Source organism: Mammaliicoccus sp. A-M4 (assembly GCF_022386955.1).
Taxonomy (GTDB): domain Bacteria; phylum Bacillota; class Bacilli; order Staphylococcales; family Staphylococcaceae; genus Mammaliicoccus; species Mammaliicoccus lentus.
Window position 1 is genome coordinate 103,325 of the sequence record NZ_JAJNHH010000011.1, and the last position, 14,104, is coordinate 117,428.

Here is a 14,104-nt window from a genome sequence, read left to right on the forward strand (position 1 = left end):
AATGTTGCACGTGGGACTTGTCTTGCAACATTCCGCTCTGATTTTAATCACTTTTATAAATTAATATATGATTTTATTATGATTTTTATATCTTTTAGTTTTATTTTTCCACTCTTCTTTTTTCTCGGCTAATGCTTTTTTTGAAGTTTTGGATTCATTATACTCAATTTCTTTTAATAATTTTTTATAATTATTAAGTCTATCTTCATCTAATTCGCCATTTTCAATTGCTTCTTGTACTCGACAACCTGGTTCTTCTTCATGAGAACAGTCATTAAATTTACAAGACTGAGCAAATTCAGAAATATCTTTAAAACTTGTATGAAGGTCATTTTTATCTCCATAAATAGCTAAACTTCTCATCCCTGGAGTATCAATTATTAAACCTTCGGGATTTACAAAATACAATCCTCGATGAGTAGTAGTATGTCTGCCCTTGCTATCTGACTCTCTAGTTGAATTTACTTTTAACGCATCTTTGCCCATTAAATAATTGGCAATGCTCGATTTTCCTACACCAGATGACCCCACTAATGTCGCCGTCATACCTTCATAAAATCTATCTTTTATTTTATTTAAATTCGTTTTCATTGTGACACTAGTTACTATTACTGGGACATCCTCTAATCTTTGTTTAACTAATTGGACTTTTTCTTGATAGTTATCTACGGTGTCCAACTTATTCAAAATGATAATTGGATTGGCTCTACTCTCAGTTATTTGCATAACATATCTTTCTAATCTATTTAAATTAAAGTCTCCATCTAACCCCATAACAACGAAAACTTCATCTAAATTAGTAGCAATATATTGTGATATAGTTTCGTGTACTTTAGATTGTCTTTTTAGTTCGCTAAATCTTGGTAGTATACCAATAATTAATTTAAAATTATCTAAATCATTAATAACTACCCAATCACCGATAACTGGTATCATATCGTTAATAACTATTTTCTGTGTAATTTCAGCTAAGTATTCACCATTTTTCATTATTACTTTAAAATGATTTTTCCCAACAAATGATACTCTTCCTAGTTGAAAGCTATCTTCATAATGTTCTTCAAAATAATTTAATTGGTCTTTCTTTAGTCCTAATTTGTTTAAATTCATTAAATTCCCCTTATTATTTATATATTAGGAATTATGACCACCCGTGCTTTTGTGACATAGAAGCATTTTATTTACATTTTTCATAAAACATCATCCTTTCAACTATGTTAATCGTATTGTAGTTCAAATAAATATTTTAAACAATAAGAAAATAATCTAGGATTGTAAAAATAACTCTAGATTATATTTAATCCTTTACTTCAATTCATCTGGTACTTTCCAATAGTCGTCTTTATTTTCTTTATTGAATACTTTTTTAAATCCTTTTGAGCTATATGCTTCTTTTATATCTTTTACCCATTGTTTATCTTTATTTTTTCCATCTACTACAACTTGTAAATATAAATCGTTAACTAAATCTTCTTTTAATAGTCCTTTTGAAGGGTCTACATCTGATGCATAAACAATTGATCCAGGTATAACTGCGTAATCTACTTCTCCTAATATTCTAGGTATATTGGCTGAATCCATTTCTTTAATTTTTATATTTTTTGGATTGTCAGAAATATCTTTTTTAGAAATTGTAATATCATCTTTATCTGCATCTAATTTAATCCAACCTGCTTTTTCTAATAATCGATATGCTCTGGCAGCATTTGAAGGATCTTGCGGAATAGCCACAGTGTCTCCATTTTCTATGCTTTTAATATCTTTGTTATCTTCTGAAAAAATTTGAGCTGGTACAGTTGGTATTTTGTTAATATTTGTTAATTTGGCATCTCTTTCTTTATTAAATGTATCCATATAAGCTTTATGTTGATCAACATTTACATCTACACTACCTTCTTGTAATGCAACATCTGCTTGTAATAATTCAGTAAAATCTTTTTGTTTCACGGTATATCCTTTATTTTCTAGTTCTGGTTTAATACCTTTTAAAAATAGCTCACTGTATGGACCTGGTGATGTTGCTATTGTAATTTCCTTTTTCTCTTTTTCCCCGCTTCCGCAAGCTACTAATATAACGGATACTATAAGAATCATTGATAAAAATATATTTCTTTTCATTATAAATCCTCCCTTTCATTCCCGATTAAACTCATATGTTTTATAGTAATAATATCACTTACATTTTTAAAGTCAATAACATGAGCATGTGTTAAAATTTACGAAAGGAGGGCTTTATATGAGTCTATATCAAAAAGAATTTGATACAAAAGCGGGTAAAATGGTTGGTATTTGTGACGAGACGCACTTATTATTACTACATTTTAATGATAAGTATAGTTTGGAAAAGGAAACAGAAAAAATTAAGCAAACGCTAAATGAAGATATTTCAAGTGGAAATCATGAAATATTGGATAAGTTAGAACAAGAGCTTTCTTTATATTTTGATGGTAAATTAAGTGAGTTTTCAGTTCCGATAAACTTTAATATTGGTACACCTTTCCAACAAAAAGTATGGAACGCTCTATGCGATATTCCTTATGGAGAGACAATTTCTTATAAACAATTAGCCGAAAATATTAATCAGCCCACAGCCTTTAGAGCAGTAGCTAATGCAAATGGTAAAAATCAACTTAGTATTATTGTTCCGTGTCATAGAGTAATATCAGCTGACGGGTCATTAGGAGGTTATTCAAGCGGAGTTGATAGAAAAGAAAAACTCTTAGCTATCGAAAGTGGTTTAAATGTTTAACTATAAACAATTTCTCGAACTTACGTTATATTGGCAAAGTGGGACTACGAAACCTTTTTATGAAAATAAGATTCCTGTCCCACTCCAATTAAATATGCTTTCTTTTAAATACTTTTAACCATATATTTATAATCATGTCCACTTAACACTCTGTCATGAAGTGGTTCAAATCCTAGATTTCTATATAATTTCATAGCACCTTCATTATCTACTTCGCAATTAAGTGTCACTGTTTCATAACCTTGATTTCTACCATAATCAAATATGTAATCAATCAATTTAGTTGCGATACCTCGACCTCTATAGTCTGAAAATACAGCTATAGATTCTATATATAAATCGCCTTCGTTCGCTTCTTTTTCAGGTAATGGCGTTCCTTCCAACTTAAATTCTTCTTTGAAATCAATATTATGCCAGTTATCTTCGAGTTGCTTTTCTTCATCTCCAGAATAACAATTAATAAAGCCAGCAATATTTCCCTCTACTTCATATACATGCATGTTTTTATAATGGTTTCTATAATTGCCCTCTTCAATACTTTGTTGAATGATTTTTAATACTTTTTCCTTTGGATTATTCTCAACTAGCGGAATTTGCATATCATGCCAAATAATATACATAAGTTCACTTAATTTAGCTGCATCTGTCTTTTTAGCTTGTCGTATCATATTATTTACCTCTCTTAACCAAATTAATTTCATTTTAACATAAAAAATTCCTCTCACCACAATGGCGAGAGGAATTGTAATGGTATTATTTTATTACATCATACCTGGCATTCCGCCCATGCCGCCCATATCTGGAGCAGCTGGTTCGTCTTCAGGTATATCTGCTACTACCGCTTCTGTTGTTAAGAACATAGCCGCAACAGATGCTGCATTTTGTAATGCTGAACGCGTAACTTTCGTAGGGTCTACAATACCTGCATCTAACATGTTAACCCATTCTTCAGTTGCTGCATTGTAACCAATACCTTCGTCTGCATTTTTAAGTTTTTCTACGATGATTGATCCTTCTAAACCAGCATTTTCTACAATTTGGCGTAATGGTGCTTCTAATGCTTTCAATACAATGTTCACACCAGTTTTTACATCACCTTTAGCTTCAACTTCAGATACTTTGTTATAAATTGAAACTAGTGCTGTACCACCACCTGCTACGATACCTTCTTCTACAGCAGCACGTGTTGAGTTTAATGCGTCTTCGATTCTTAACTTACGTTCTTTCAATTCTGTTTCTGTTGCTGCACCTACTTTGATTACAGCTACACCGCCAGCTAATTTAGCTAAGCGTTCTTGTAATTTAGTACGATCAAAGTCAGAAGTTGTTTCTTCAATTTGAGCTTTGATTTGACCAACGCGAGCATCGATATTAACAGAATCGCCTTGACCTTCAACGATTGTAGTATCATCTTTTGTTACTTGTACTTTACCTGCTTCACCAAGCATATCTAATGTTGTTTCTTTTAAATCTAAACCTAAATCATCAGTTATAACTTGACCACCAGTTAAAATAGCTAAATCATCTAACATTGCTTTACGACGATCACCGAATCCTGGTGCTTTAACTGCAACTGCAGTAAATGTTCCACGTAATCTGTTAAGTACTAAGTTTGTTAAAGCGTCTCCTTCTACATCGTCAGCTACAATTAATATTGGTCTGTTTGTTTGTAATATTTTTTCTAATACAGGTAAAATATCTTGGAATGATGAGATTTTTTTATCTGTAATTAAGATGTATGGATTTTCTAATTCTGCAGTCATTTTATCAGAATCAGTAACCATGTAAGGTGAAGTGTAACCTCTATCGAATTGCATACCTTCAACTACTTCTAATTCTGTGTTGAATCCTTTTGATTCTTCAATTGTGATAACTCCATCGTTACCTACTTTTTCCATAGCTTCTGAAATAAATTTACCAATTTCCTCGTCAGCTGCAGAGATAGAACCTACTTGTGCAATTTCTTCTTTCTTCTCTACAGGTTGTGAAATCTCGTGTAATTCTTCTAAAGCAACTTTAACTGCCTTATCGATACCTTCACGAATACCTACTGGATTCGCACCACTAGTAACGTTTTTCAAGCCTTCTTGAATCATTGCTTGAGCTAATACAGTAGCAGTTGTTGTTCCGTCACCAGCAACTTCATTAGTTTGGTTAGCAACTTCAGCAACTAATTTCGCTCCCATATTCTCATAAGCATCTTCTAATTCAATTTCTTTAGCGATTGTTACACCATCATTTGTAATAAGTGGTGAAGTGAATTTTTTATCTAAAACAACATTACGTCCTTTAGGTCCTAATGTTACTTTAACTGCATTAGCTAATTTGTCCACGCCTGCTAACATTGAACGACGTGCATCTTCTGAAAATTTAAGTTCTTTAGCCATCTATAATACCTCCATTAATTATATATCAATGTTTCATTTCAATTTTTAATCAATTACTGTTCAACTATTGCTAAAATATCATCTTCTGAAAGGATAATATATGTTTCTTTATCACGTTTAACTTCTGTTCCTGCGTATTGTTGGTAAACAACTTGATCACCAACAGATACATCAACAGTCAGTCTTGTACCGTCTTCTAAACGTTTACCTGGTCCAACAGCTACAACTTTACCTTCGTTAGACTGTTCTTTAGCTGAATCTGTTAATACAATTCCACTCGCTGTAGTTTGTTCTTTTTCTGTTTTTTCGATAATAATTCTATCTCCCAATGGTTTTAACATTTATAAAATCCTCCTTGGCGCTTTTAATATTAGCACTCTTAATAGTTAAGTGCTAACTATATTTTTATAATAATCAAACTTGGTCAAAATTACAAGTAAAATAACTTAAACTTTTCTCTTTTTTACAAAAATACGATACAATATTAACATGTTTATTTTTGGAGGAAATTATAGAAATGCAATTTAAAAGATTAACAGTCAATGTAACTACACTTTTACTATTTGTAATTGTACAAACAATCGCAATCGTGCCAAATACTATATACGCAAATGCTAATCTATCCAATACAACACGATTGGAGATTTCATTAACATGGATGGCAATTACAGCTATCATTACGGTATTAATATTATGGTATATGAATTCAAATATTAAAAATCCAACTCGACTCGAACAACAAACTAAAGAACCTTGGTTATACGTTATCTTTTGGTGTATCGCCGGTATATTTCTTGCTATGTTCGGACAAGGGATAGCTGCTTATATAAATATTTACGTATTTAATCAACCTATTGAAAGTGGCAATACCCAGAACTTAATGAAAATAGCACAGGAATCTCATATTTTAATTTTATATATCGTTTTAGCTGGACCTATTTTAGAAGAATTAATTTTCCGTAAATTAATATTTGGTGAAATTTTTAATATGATTAAAAAACCTACTTGGCTAAGTTTTATCATTGCTGTTCTTGTTAGTTCGTTTGTGTTTTCATTAGCGCATTCTGATCCAGAGCACACTTTAATTTACGTTGTAATGGGCACAGTTTTCAGTGGTCTTTATGTATTAACAAAACGTATCATTGTTCCAATTATTGCACATATGGGAATGAATGGTGTCGTAGTAATTGGACAAATCTTTTTAAAAGATGATCTTCAAGACCAATTAGAAAAACAGTCTCAAATGGCACATTTAATTTACAACACTATTATTCATATGCTTTAAATCTAGAATATGTTTTAGTCATCCCTATTCCGTTGGTTAAATTCAAGGGTTTAGGGATTTTTTATTGATAATAATCAAAATTTTAATTATATTAAAAGTAATAAGTTATAATTTGTAAAATAAGTTATAATATAAGAAATGAGGGGGTATTTATATGGTCTTAACATTTAACGAATTTCAGTATGAACATATTAATATTGAAGAAAAGGAACAAAACATAAAGTCGTTATTAAAAGACTTTGAATCTGCAAATACTTTAGAGGAAGCAATAAGTTTTGTTGATGATATTAATAAAATCCGTAACCACACTGATACGCATTTTAACATTGCGCTTATCCGTTCTTCCATCGATACAAACGATGAATTTTACAATAAAGAACGTGACTTTTTCGATGAAAACATGCCAAGAATTCAAAACTTAGACAATCTATTTTATAACGCACTTTTGAATTCTAAACATAAAGACGGATTAGTATCACATTTTGGTGAACAGTTATTTGAGTTGGCTAAAGTTGAACTCAATACTTATCATCCTTCTATTAATGATTTATTAGTAAAAGAAAATAAACTCATAAGTGAATATGATAAATTAATTGCGTCTGCTGACATATTATATAAAGGTGAACACCTAAACCTATCTCAATTTAACAAATATTTTATTAATCCAGACAGAGATATTAGAAAGGAAGCATACATAACAAAAGAACAATTCTTTGAAGAACACTTAGAAAAGATAGACCGCATTTACGATGACCTTGTTCATGTAAGACATGAAATTGCACTTAAACTCGGCTATAACAATTTTATTCAACTAGGTTATGATCGTATGCAAAGAATTGGTTATAATGCAGAAGATGTAGAAGTATTTAGAAATCAAATAAAGGACCATGTTGTACCAATTACCGAACAAATTAATAAACAACATGCCGAGCGTATTAATGTCGATCAATTAAAAGTTTATGACCAAAACTTTACTTTTAAATCTGGTTCTCCTAAACCCCAAATTGGCACACAAGCAATCATTAAAAATGCTCAAAAAATGTACCATGAACGTTCTAATGAAACAGGCAAGTTTATTGATTATATGATAGATAAATCATTATTTGATTTAGAAGCTAAAAAAGGAAAAGAGAGTGGTGGATATTGTACGATAATAAATGACTTTAATTCACCATTCATTTTTGCTAACTTCAACGGCACACAAGGTGATATAGAAGTTATGACACATGAAGCGGGACACGCTTTTCAAGTATTTGAAAGTTTAAAATACTCAGTCCCAGAATATTATTTTCCAACTTCAGAAGCATGTGAAATACATTCTATGAGTATGGAGTATTTAACATATCCTTGGATGTCATTATTCTTTGGTGAAGATACCGAAAAATTCAAGCTATCTCATTTAGAAGACAATATTAAATTTTTACCTTATGGCGTTGCGATTGATGAATTTCAACATAAAGTGTATGAGAACCCCAACCTTACACCAGAAGAAAGACGTAAAATTTGGTCAGATTTAGAACGAAAATATTTACCGAATAAAGATTATGACGGTGTTAATCATTTAATAAACGGTAGTTTTTGGCATAGACAAGGTCACGTGTTCGCTTTACCTTTCTATTATATCGATTATACTTTAGCAACTATTTGTGCCATGCAATTTTATATTAGACATGAAGAAAACCCTGATAAAGCTTGGAATGATTACTTAAAAATATGTCAAATCGGCGGTTCAAAATCATTTATAGATATAATGAATTCTGTACAATTAAACTCACCATTTAAAGAAGGTACAGTTAAAGAAATTGTAAGCCACTTATATGACGCTACGCTTAATATAGATCAATCAGAGTTTTAAAAATTATAGAATAAAAAACAAGACTGAGATATAAATAAATGTCTCAGTCTTGTTTTTTATTTCATGTTCTTCTTAATCTTCTAATAATAAAGACGATGATTGCACCTAATACAATGACGATAGCAATTGAAATGCCTAGTATAGTTTGTTTCGTTATATCTTTTTTATCACTTGCATTTTCAAAATCATGTGTCGTTTTTTTAGTTGTCTGGTCATTATCTACTGTAGTTGTTTCTGTCGTTTTCTCATGATTTTTAAATTTCGGTTCTGCTAAATCTGGTCTTGTCCCAACTTTACTCGTAACTAAATCTAGTACATCTTTATCCATTTTATTATAATATTCTTCAGCATTACCTGGAATGAATTTTGGAGAATGTTCTGATGATTGTATACCATCTTGTTGATAGTTTCCTATTTCATCTGTGTTTGGATAAGAAGGCATAGTTGGTATAGAATTTTCTATATCGTTTCCCTTTGAATTGTCTGATTTAGATTGGTTAGATGATTCATTTGATTTTGGTGGTTCTGAAGATGAATCATTTTTATTTGATTGATTTGGTGGTGGAGTTTGATTGTTATTTCCTCCATTATTTTGAGGTTCTTCGGTACTTGGCTCTTCGGTACTTGTATCGCCTTTATCCGGTTCCTCGGTACTTGGCTCTTCCGTACTCGTATCGCCTTTATCTGGTTCTTCGGTACTTGGCTCTTCTGTACTTGTATCGCCTTTATCTGGTTCCTCTGTACTTGGTTCTTCCGTACTTGTATCGCCTTTATACGGTTCCTCGGTACTTGGTTCTTCCGTACTCGTATCGCCTTTATCCGGTTCCTCGGTACTTGGTTCTTCCGTACTCGTATCGCCTTTATCCGGTTCCTCGGTACTTGGTTCTTCTGTTGAATTTTCAGTATTTTTCTCTTCTGATTTATCTTCTTCTGTCGATTTATCTTGTTCTGATGTTTTTTGCTTCTCTATCTTTTCATTACTTACATCGTTGTTTGTATTAGGAGAAGTATCTTTCGTATTATCTTCAATTGTTTCCTTGGCATCAACATTATTTACTGTATAACCTGAAAATGCTATTGAAGATAATATCACGGATGATAAAAATACATTTCTAAATATCTTCATAAAGATCTCCCCTCCTTGTTATTTTTTACAATTTCAGTATAAATGATAATTAAAACCTTTTCTATGCTTATATATAATATGTTACACAGAATTAATATTTTGTAATAACTTATTCATAAACCTCTAACTTATTACACATAATAAAACACCTGTTTTTAAAAAACAACAGGTGTAGAGTTTTAATACTATTTATTAAATTCAATATCATACTTTGTAAATTTCAAATAAACTTGTCCTGATTCTGTAGATGTTCTAAAGTTAACTGCATCATTATCAGGAAATATTCTTGATGTGAATACACATTCTCCATCATTCACAAAAATTTCTAAACTAGAAGTATCACTGTATATTCTAAGTTGGTTTAACTCATTATCTAAAACAGTGGACCTTGTAGCCTTTTCTACCGCTTCACTCACTACTCCACTCTCAAAGCGATCTAAAGTAAGTTTTTTAGTTTTTGTGTTATATATTATTTGCGTTGAACACTTTTTAGAAACACGCACTTCAAAATAGATTTCAGTTGCATCATTATCAAGTATGTCTATAATGAGCTCATACTGTTTCCCTTCATACGGGTGTAATTTCACGGAATGCTTATTTGCATATCCTTCTGCAATTTCTTCATTACTTCTTAATTTTTCTAATGCTTTAATTGGTCTTTGTTTAAGTTTGTTATTTTCTATCGTTAATTCTCTAGGAAGTGTTAAACAGTGTGCCCAACCTTCATCATCAGTCGCATAATCAATTTCAGGCAACCCCATCCAACCTATTAATATACGCTTTCCATCTTTATCTAAAAATGTTTGAGGTGCATAAAAATCAAAGCCTTGGTCCAATTCTATAAACTGACCATGTTCCATCGTTAGTTCTTCTAAGTTAACATTCCCAATTATGTATCCTGATTGGTAAATATTTTCGAATCGATCGTCCACTGCTTCAATTCCTTGAGGTGAGAAAACGAGTACATCTTGTCCATCTAATTCAAATAAATCTGGGCACTCCCACATAAATCCAAATTCATTTAATTCTGTTTTCAGTTCACCTTTAAAATTCCAATTTTTAATATCTTCTGATTCATAGACAATAACTGTACCTGTTTCATCTTCTCTTTGAACACCAAATATAGCATAATATTTGCCGTTTTGTTCCCATACTTTTGGATCTCTAAAATGTTCAGTATATCCTTCTGGGCTACTTTCTATTACAGGTTTTTCTAATTTTTTAAAAGAACCGTCTTCTTGTTCTACTGCTATCATTTGATTAGATGTACGTTCCCATTCAGAATCTCTTACATTACCTGTATACATTAAATATAATTTACCATTGTAATCAAAACCACTACCAGAATAAACGCCATGACTATCATACGATGTGTCTGGAGCTAAGGCTATTCCTTTGTCTTCAAAATGAATTAAATCATCACTTATGTAATGGTACCAATATTTAATACCGTGTACCGCACCCAATGGATACCATTGATGAAATATGTGATATTTACCATTATGATAAATTAAACCATTAGGGTCGTTTAATAACCCTGTTTTAGGCTGTATATGAAAAATTTGACGCCATTCAGACTGATTTACTTTTTCTTGTAGCTCTAAATATTCTTCTTCTGTTATATCTGATAATTTTGTATATCGTTCTTCACGTGTCCAATTAACCATTACCATTCTCCTTACTTTAATTTTGAACCGGTTCCATTTTATATTACTCAGTTATTTTATCATAACTTATTCTTTACTGCTCTTCAAAGTGAGTATCTATTATGTTAAGCTTTTTAACTTCTTCACCATTTAAAATATTTTGTAATACTTCAACTGATGTTTCACCCGCTTCTCTATAATTAAACGAAACTGTTTGTATAATAGGTGCGATAATTTTTGTGATTTTATTACCACCAAAGCCAATAATTTTAGGCATATCGTAATCAGCGTTTAACACTGAGTGATAAATTCCTAACGCGATGTTGTCCGTAGCTGCCACAATAACTTCATTATCTCGAACCTCAATATGTTTTCCGACTTCTTGTGCATCAGACATACTAAACGTACTTTCAATAAATCTAGGTACAATGCCGTTATTTTTTAATGATACAAATAATCCATCTTTCCTTGTCTTACCTACTGCGACATCGTATTCAGAAACACCTATATAAGTGACATGCTTATAATTGTTTTTTATAATCCACTTCGCTACTTGTTCGCCGGCATGATAATCATCGTGTACGATTGAATATAATAGCTCATGAGATTGTCCTACTATAATGACTGGGCATTCTATTGAATTTATTGCATTGAGATGATCATCTGAAATATGTGTAGCTAATAATATAATTCCATCTACTTTTCTTTTGGCCAATGTATAAATAGACTCTATTTCTCTTTCTTTTGATAAATCAGTATTTACAATCATTGTTTGTACATCTTGTAATAATAATGTAGATTCTATGCCTTTTAATGTTTCAGTTGTCGCATAAGAATCTAATCTAGGCACGATTGCTCCTATTAAACCTGTTCTTTTAGCTTTCAAACTTTGCGCAAACTGATTAGGTTTATAACCTGTCTCTTCTACAACTCTATGTATTTTTTCTCTTGTTACTTTGCTAATTGATCCGCCATTTAAGTATCTAGAGACAGTACTTTTAGATACACCTGCCATTTTAGCAATATCTTTTATAGTCTTCATGAATACACCTCTCAAAGAAACATTCTATCATAAAACCGTTTCCATTACTCTAAAAATAAATAACCAAAATATAAGATATACATAACTTTCATTTCATTATATAAAACCATTTTTTTAATAAATAAAAGGCTGAAACATCAAAAATGTCTCAGCCAAACACAATTTATAAAATTATTGTTTTTCTACTGTTATTGTCCAAGAAGCATCGCCGACTTGTTCATAATTAGTTACGGGATAACCGTTGTCCGCTGCCCAATTTGGTAATGCTTCAGTTGCTTGTGTACAATCAAAGTCTATTTTTAATTGTTCACCTGCTTGTAATTCGTCCATTTTATTTTGCGCTTCAATTAATGGGAATGGGCAAACCATTCCTACTGTACCTAATTCATGTACCATTTATAAACACTCCTTAATTATATACTTTGAGTTGAAACTTGTGTTTTTGTTTGTTTTGCTTTTCTAGGCTTAACAAAGATAAAGTAACTCATAAACCATGCTCCAACAATCATTGAAGGTAATGCAACCCAACCTTGCCAGCTCATTGCTGCAGTTGATACCAAACCGTTACCTATAGAACAACCACCTGCTAATGATGCGCCTACACCCATGCAAGCTCCACCAATAACACTGTTGCGAATCGTTTTAGTATCCGGCATTCTCCATTTGAATTCTCTTGAACCTTTAGCTGCAATGTAAGAACCAACAAAGATTCCTAATACTAGAAATACACCCCAATTAATTAATGACATGTCCCCAGTAACTAAAAATTGAACGATATTTGCTGATGGTGTTGTAATGCCTAAACCACCAATTCTACCTGTTGATGCACTCATTGGCCATGCAATCAATGCAATTAATCCTACTACTACAGCAGCAGCAAATGGATGATATCTCTTTTCAAATAATATATGTCTAATACCCGTATGCTTTTGTTTCAATTGAGGTATAGCTATTTTTGGTTTTTTTAATGTCTTTGTAACAAAGTAAGCTGTAATACCAACTAATAATACTATTAAAATCCATACTGGAATATTTAATGTTTCTGCCATATTTGAATTCACAACTGTATATGAATTTATATTTTCTTGTAATGGATTTAAAGGACCCGATTTCATAATTGCAGCAGTTACACCATATAGAACTAAAGCAATCCAACTACCAATAAGCCCTTCAGCAGCTCTATACCAAGTACCAGTTGCGCATCCTCCAGCAAGTATAATACCTATACCAAATACAAATGATCCTATTATTGTACCAACTAGAGGAAATGTTGCAGCTTCTAGTTTAAATACGCCTAAACCTACTAAAGTAAATAACCCGATACTTTGAACTGAAATAGCAATTAACAAAGCATAAAACATTTTATTATTTTTCTGTACGTACATATCTCTAAATCCGCCAGTTAAACAAAATCTTGTTCTTTGCATAACGAAGCCAAGTAATATACCAACAATTAAACCACTAATTATCATCCAGATCATTTCATTTAACAACTCCTATCCTGATTATAACGATAGGAATAATATTATATCATATTCCTGAATTTTTCAAGTTACTATTTGATTACAAAATTTATACATCACAAAATAAAACCAAGTCTAGGACATAAATGTGTCTCAGACTTGGTTTTATAGTTCTTATATCTTCCATTTTTCTTAAGTTTATTGCTATTATAGCGACTCTTAAATCGTATATTACTTTAGATTTTCCTCGTGAAGATATTCGAAAGTGTATTACTTTTAGGTTTGAACCAGAAAAAAGTTAATTCGTAAGTTTACGTGTTACTTAATCCAATAAAAGAATGATTACTTGGATTATTGTTGTAGTTAATCCAATAAGAGTATGGTTAATTGGATTATTGAGGTAGAAAATCCAATAAGAGTGTGGTTAATTGGATTATTGTTGTAGTTAATCCAATAAGAGGAATATGTCCATATAATTGTGTAATAAAAAAAGAGCCAAATATAGCTCACTTTAGTACAATGTAATCGACTAAGAAAATATTGTAGAGGTG

At 31.4% G+C, this 14,104-nt stretch carries 13 protein-coding genes; 3 read left to right on the forward strand and 10 right to left on the reverse strand.

Annotated features, from left to right (window positions below; genetic code table 11):
- Positions 1–60: 60 nt before the first annotated feature.
- Positions 61–1,110, reverse strand: a complete 1,050-nt coding sequence (gene rsgA, locus LQ682_RS10475) for a ribosome small subunit-dependent GTPase A (RefSeq protein WP_239724225.1) — start codon at positions 1,108–1,110, stop codon at positions 61–63.
- A 195-nt stretch (positions 1,111–1,305) separates the two neighbouring features.
- Positions 1,306–2,118, reverse strand: a complete 813-nt coding sequence (locus LQ682_RS10480; protein ID WP_103269053.1) for a MetQ/NlpA family ABC transporter substrate-binding protein — start codon at positions 2,116–2,118, stop codon at positions 1,306–1,308.
- A 118-nt stretch (positions 2,119–2,236) separates the two neighbouring features.
- Between LQ682_RS10480 and LQ682_RS10485 the strand changes: the two genes are divergently transcribed.
- Positions 2,237–2,749, forward strand: a complete 513-nt coding sequence (locus LQ682_RS10485) for a methylated-DNA--[protein]-cysteine S-methyltransferase (protein WP_103269052.1) — start codon at positions 2,237–2,239, stop codon at positions 2,747–2,749.
- Between the two features lie 104 nt (positions 2,750–2,853).
- Here LQ682_RS10485 and LQ682_RS10490 read toward each other — a convergent pair whose 3' ends face one another.
- From LQ682_RS10490 to groES, 3 genes are all read right to left on the reverse strand, one after another.
- Entirely contained in the window at positions 2,854–3,417 is a 564-nt protein-coding gene (locus LQ682_RS10490) for a GNAT family N-acetyltransferase (RefSeq protein ID WP_026023628.1), read from the reverse strand.
- Between the two features lie 93 nt (positions 3,418–3,510).
- The gene (gene groL / locus LQ682_RS10495; RefSeq protein ID WP_064204924.1) at positions 3,511–5,136 is read right to left on the reverse strand and encodes a chaperonin GroEL; all 1,626 of its coding nucleotides are present in this window, start codon (positions 5,134–5,136) and stop codon (positions 3,511–3,513) included.
- Positions 5,137–5,189: 53 nt separating this feature from the next.
- Positions 5,190–5,477, reverse strand: a complete 288-nt coding sequence (groES, locus tag LQ682_RS10500; protein ID WP_016999250.1) for a co-chaperone GroES — start codon at positions 5,475–5,477, stop codon at positions 5,190–5,192.
- A 176-nt stretch (positions 5,478–5,653) separates the two neighbouring features.
- Between groES and mroQ the strand changes: the two genes are divergently transcribed.
- On the forward strand, positions 5,654–6,421 hold the full coding sequence (gene mroQ, locus LQ682_RS10505) for an intramembrane glutamic endopeptidase MroQ (protein WP_016999249.1): 768 nt from the start codon (positions 5,654–5,656) through the stop codon (positions 6,419–6,421).
- 154 nt (positions 6,422–6,575) lie between these two features.
- Positions 6,576–8,276 carry a M3 family oligoendopeptidase gene (locus LQ682_RS10510; protein ID WP_103269051.1) on the forward strand — a complete coding sequence of 567 codons (1,701 nt, stop codon included), beginning with the start codon at positions 6,576–6,578 and terminating at the stop codon, positions 8,274–8,276.
- A 61-nt stretch (positions 8,277–8,337) separates the two neighbouring features.
- Here the strand turns inward: LQ682_RS10510 and LQ682_RS14170 are convergent, their stop codons facing one another.
- The 5 genes from LQ682_RS14170 to LQ682_RS10540 form a co-directional block, all read right to left on the reverse strand.
- Complete coding sequence (locus LQ682_RS14170) at positions 8,338–9,402, reverse strand: SdrH family protein (RefSeq protein ID WP_275591506.1); 1,065 nt, start codon at positions 9,400–9,402, stop codon at positions 8,338–8,340.
- Positions 9,403–9,587: 185 nt separating this feature from the next.
- A complete protein-coding gene (locus LQ682_RS10525; RefSeq protein WP_103269049.1) occupies positions 9,588–11,069 on the reverse strand; it encodes a sucrose-6-phosphate hydrolase in 1,482 nt (493 codons plus the stop codon).
- Between the two features lie 73 nt (positions 11,070–11,142).
- A complete protein-coding gene (locus LQ682_RS10530; RefSeq protein WP_103269048.1) occupies positions 11,143–12,090 on the reverse strand; it encodes a LacI family DNA-binding transcriptional regulator in 948 nt (315 codons plus the stop codon).
- A gap of 171 nt (positions 12,091–12,261) precedes the next feature.
- On the reverse strand, positions 12,262–12,486 hold the full coding sequence (locus LQ682_RS10535) for a sulfurtransferase TusA family protein (RefSeq protein ID WP_017001229.1): 225 nt from the start codon (positions 12,484–12,486) through the stop codon (positions 12,262–12,264).
- Positions 12,487–12,503: 17 nt separating this feature from the next.
- Positions 12,504–13,571, reverse strand: coding sequence for a YeeE/YedE family protein (locus tag LQ682_RS10540; protein WP_017001228.1), 1,068 nt, complete (start codon positions 13,569–13,571; stop codon positions 12,504–12,506).
- Between the last annotated feature and the right edge of the window lie 533 nt (positions 13,572–14,104).

What these genes read in the sequence shown, in the direction of transcription:
- LQ682_RS10540 (WP_017001228.1), bottom strand. Translation starts at nt 13,571, where the DNA reads ATGATCTGGATGATAATTAGTGGTTTAATTGTTGGTATATTACTTGGC.
- LQ682_RS10485 (WP_103269052.1), top strand. Translation starts at nt 2,237, where the DNA reads ATGAGTCTATATCAAAAAGAATTTGATACAAAAGCGGGTAAAATGGTT.
- LQ682_RS14170 (WP_275591506.1), bottom strand. Translation starts at nt 9,402, where the DNA reads ATGAAGATATTTAGAAATGTATTTTTATCATCCGTGATATTATCTTCA.
- LQ682_RS10480 (WP_103269053.1), bottom strand. Translation starts at nt 2,118, where the DNA reads ATGAAAAGAAATATATTTTTATCAATGATTCTTATAGTATCCGTTATA.
- groES (WP_016999250.1), bottom strand. Translation starts at nt 5,477, where the DNA reads ATGTTAAAACCATTGGGAGATAGAATTATTATCGAAAAAACAGAAAAA.
- LQ682_RS10490 (WP_026023628.1), bottom strand. Translation starts at nt 3,417, where the DNA reads ATGATACGACAAGCTAAAAAGACAGATGCAGCTAAATTAAGTGAACTT.
- rsgA (WP_239724225.1), bottom strand. Translation starts at nt 1,110, where the DNA reads ATGAATTTAAACAAATTAGGACTAAAGAAAGACCAATTAAATTATTTT.
- LQ682_RS10525 (WP_103269049.1), bottom strand. Translation starts at nt 11,069, where the DNA reads ATGGTTAATTGGACACGTGAAGAACGATATACAAAATTATCAGATATA.
- LQ682_RS10510 (WP_103269051.1), top strand. Translation starts at nt 6,576, where the DNA reads ATGGTCTTAACATTTAACGAATTTCAGTATGAACATATTAATATTGAA.
- LQ682_RS10530 (WP_103269048.1), bottom strand. Translation starts at nt 12,090, where the DNA reads ATGAAGACTATAAAAGATATTGCTAAAATGGCAGGTGTATCTAAAAGT.
- mroQ (WP_016999249.1), top strand. Translation starts at nt 5,654, where the DNA reads ATGCAATTTAAAAGATTAACAGTCAATGTAACTACACTTTTACTATTT.
- groL (WP_064204924.1), bottom strand. Translation starts at nt 5,136, where the DNA reads ATGGCTAAAGAACTTAAATTTTCAGAAGATGCACGTCGTTCAATGTTA.
- LQ682_RS10535 (WP_017001229.1), bottom strand. Translation starts at nt 12,486, where the DNA reads ATGGTACATGAATTAGGTACAGTAGGAATGGTTTGCCCATTCCCATTA.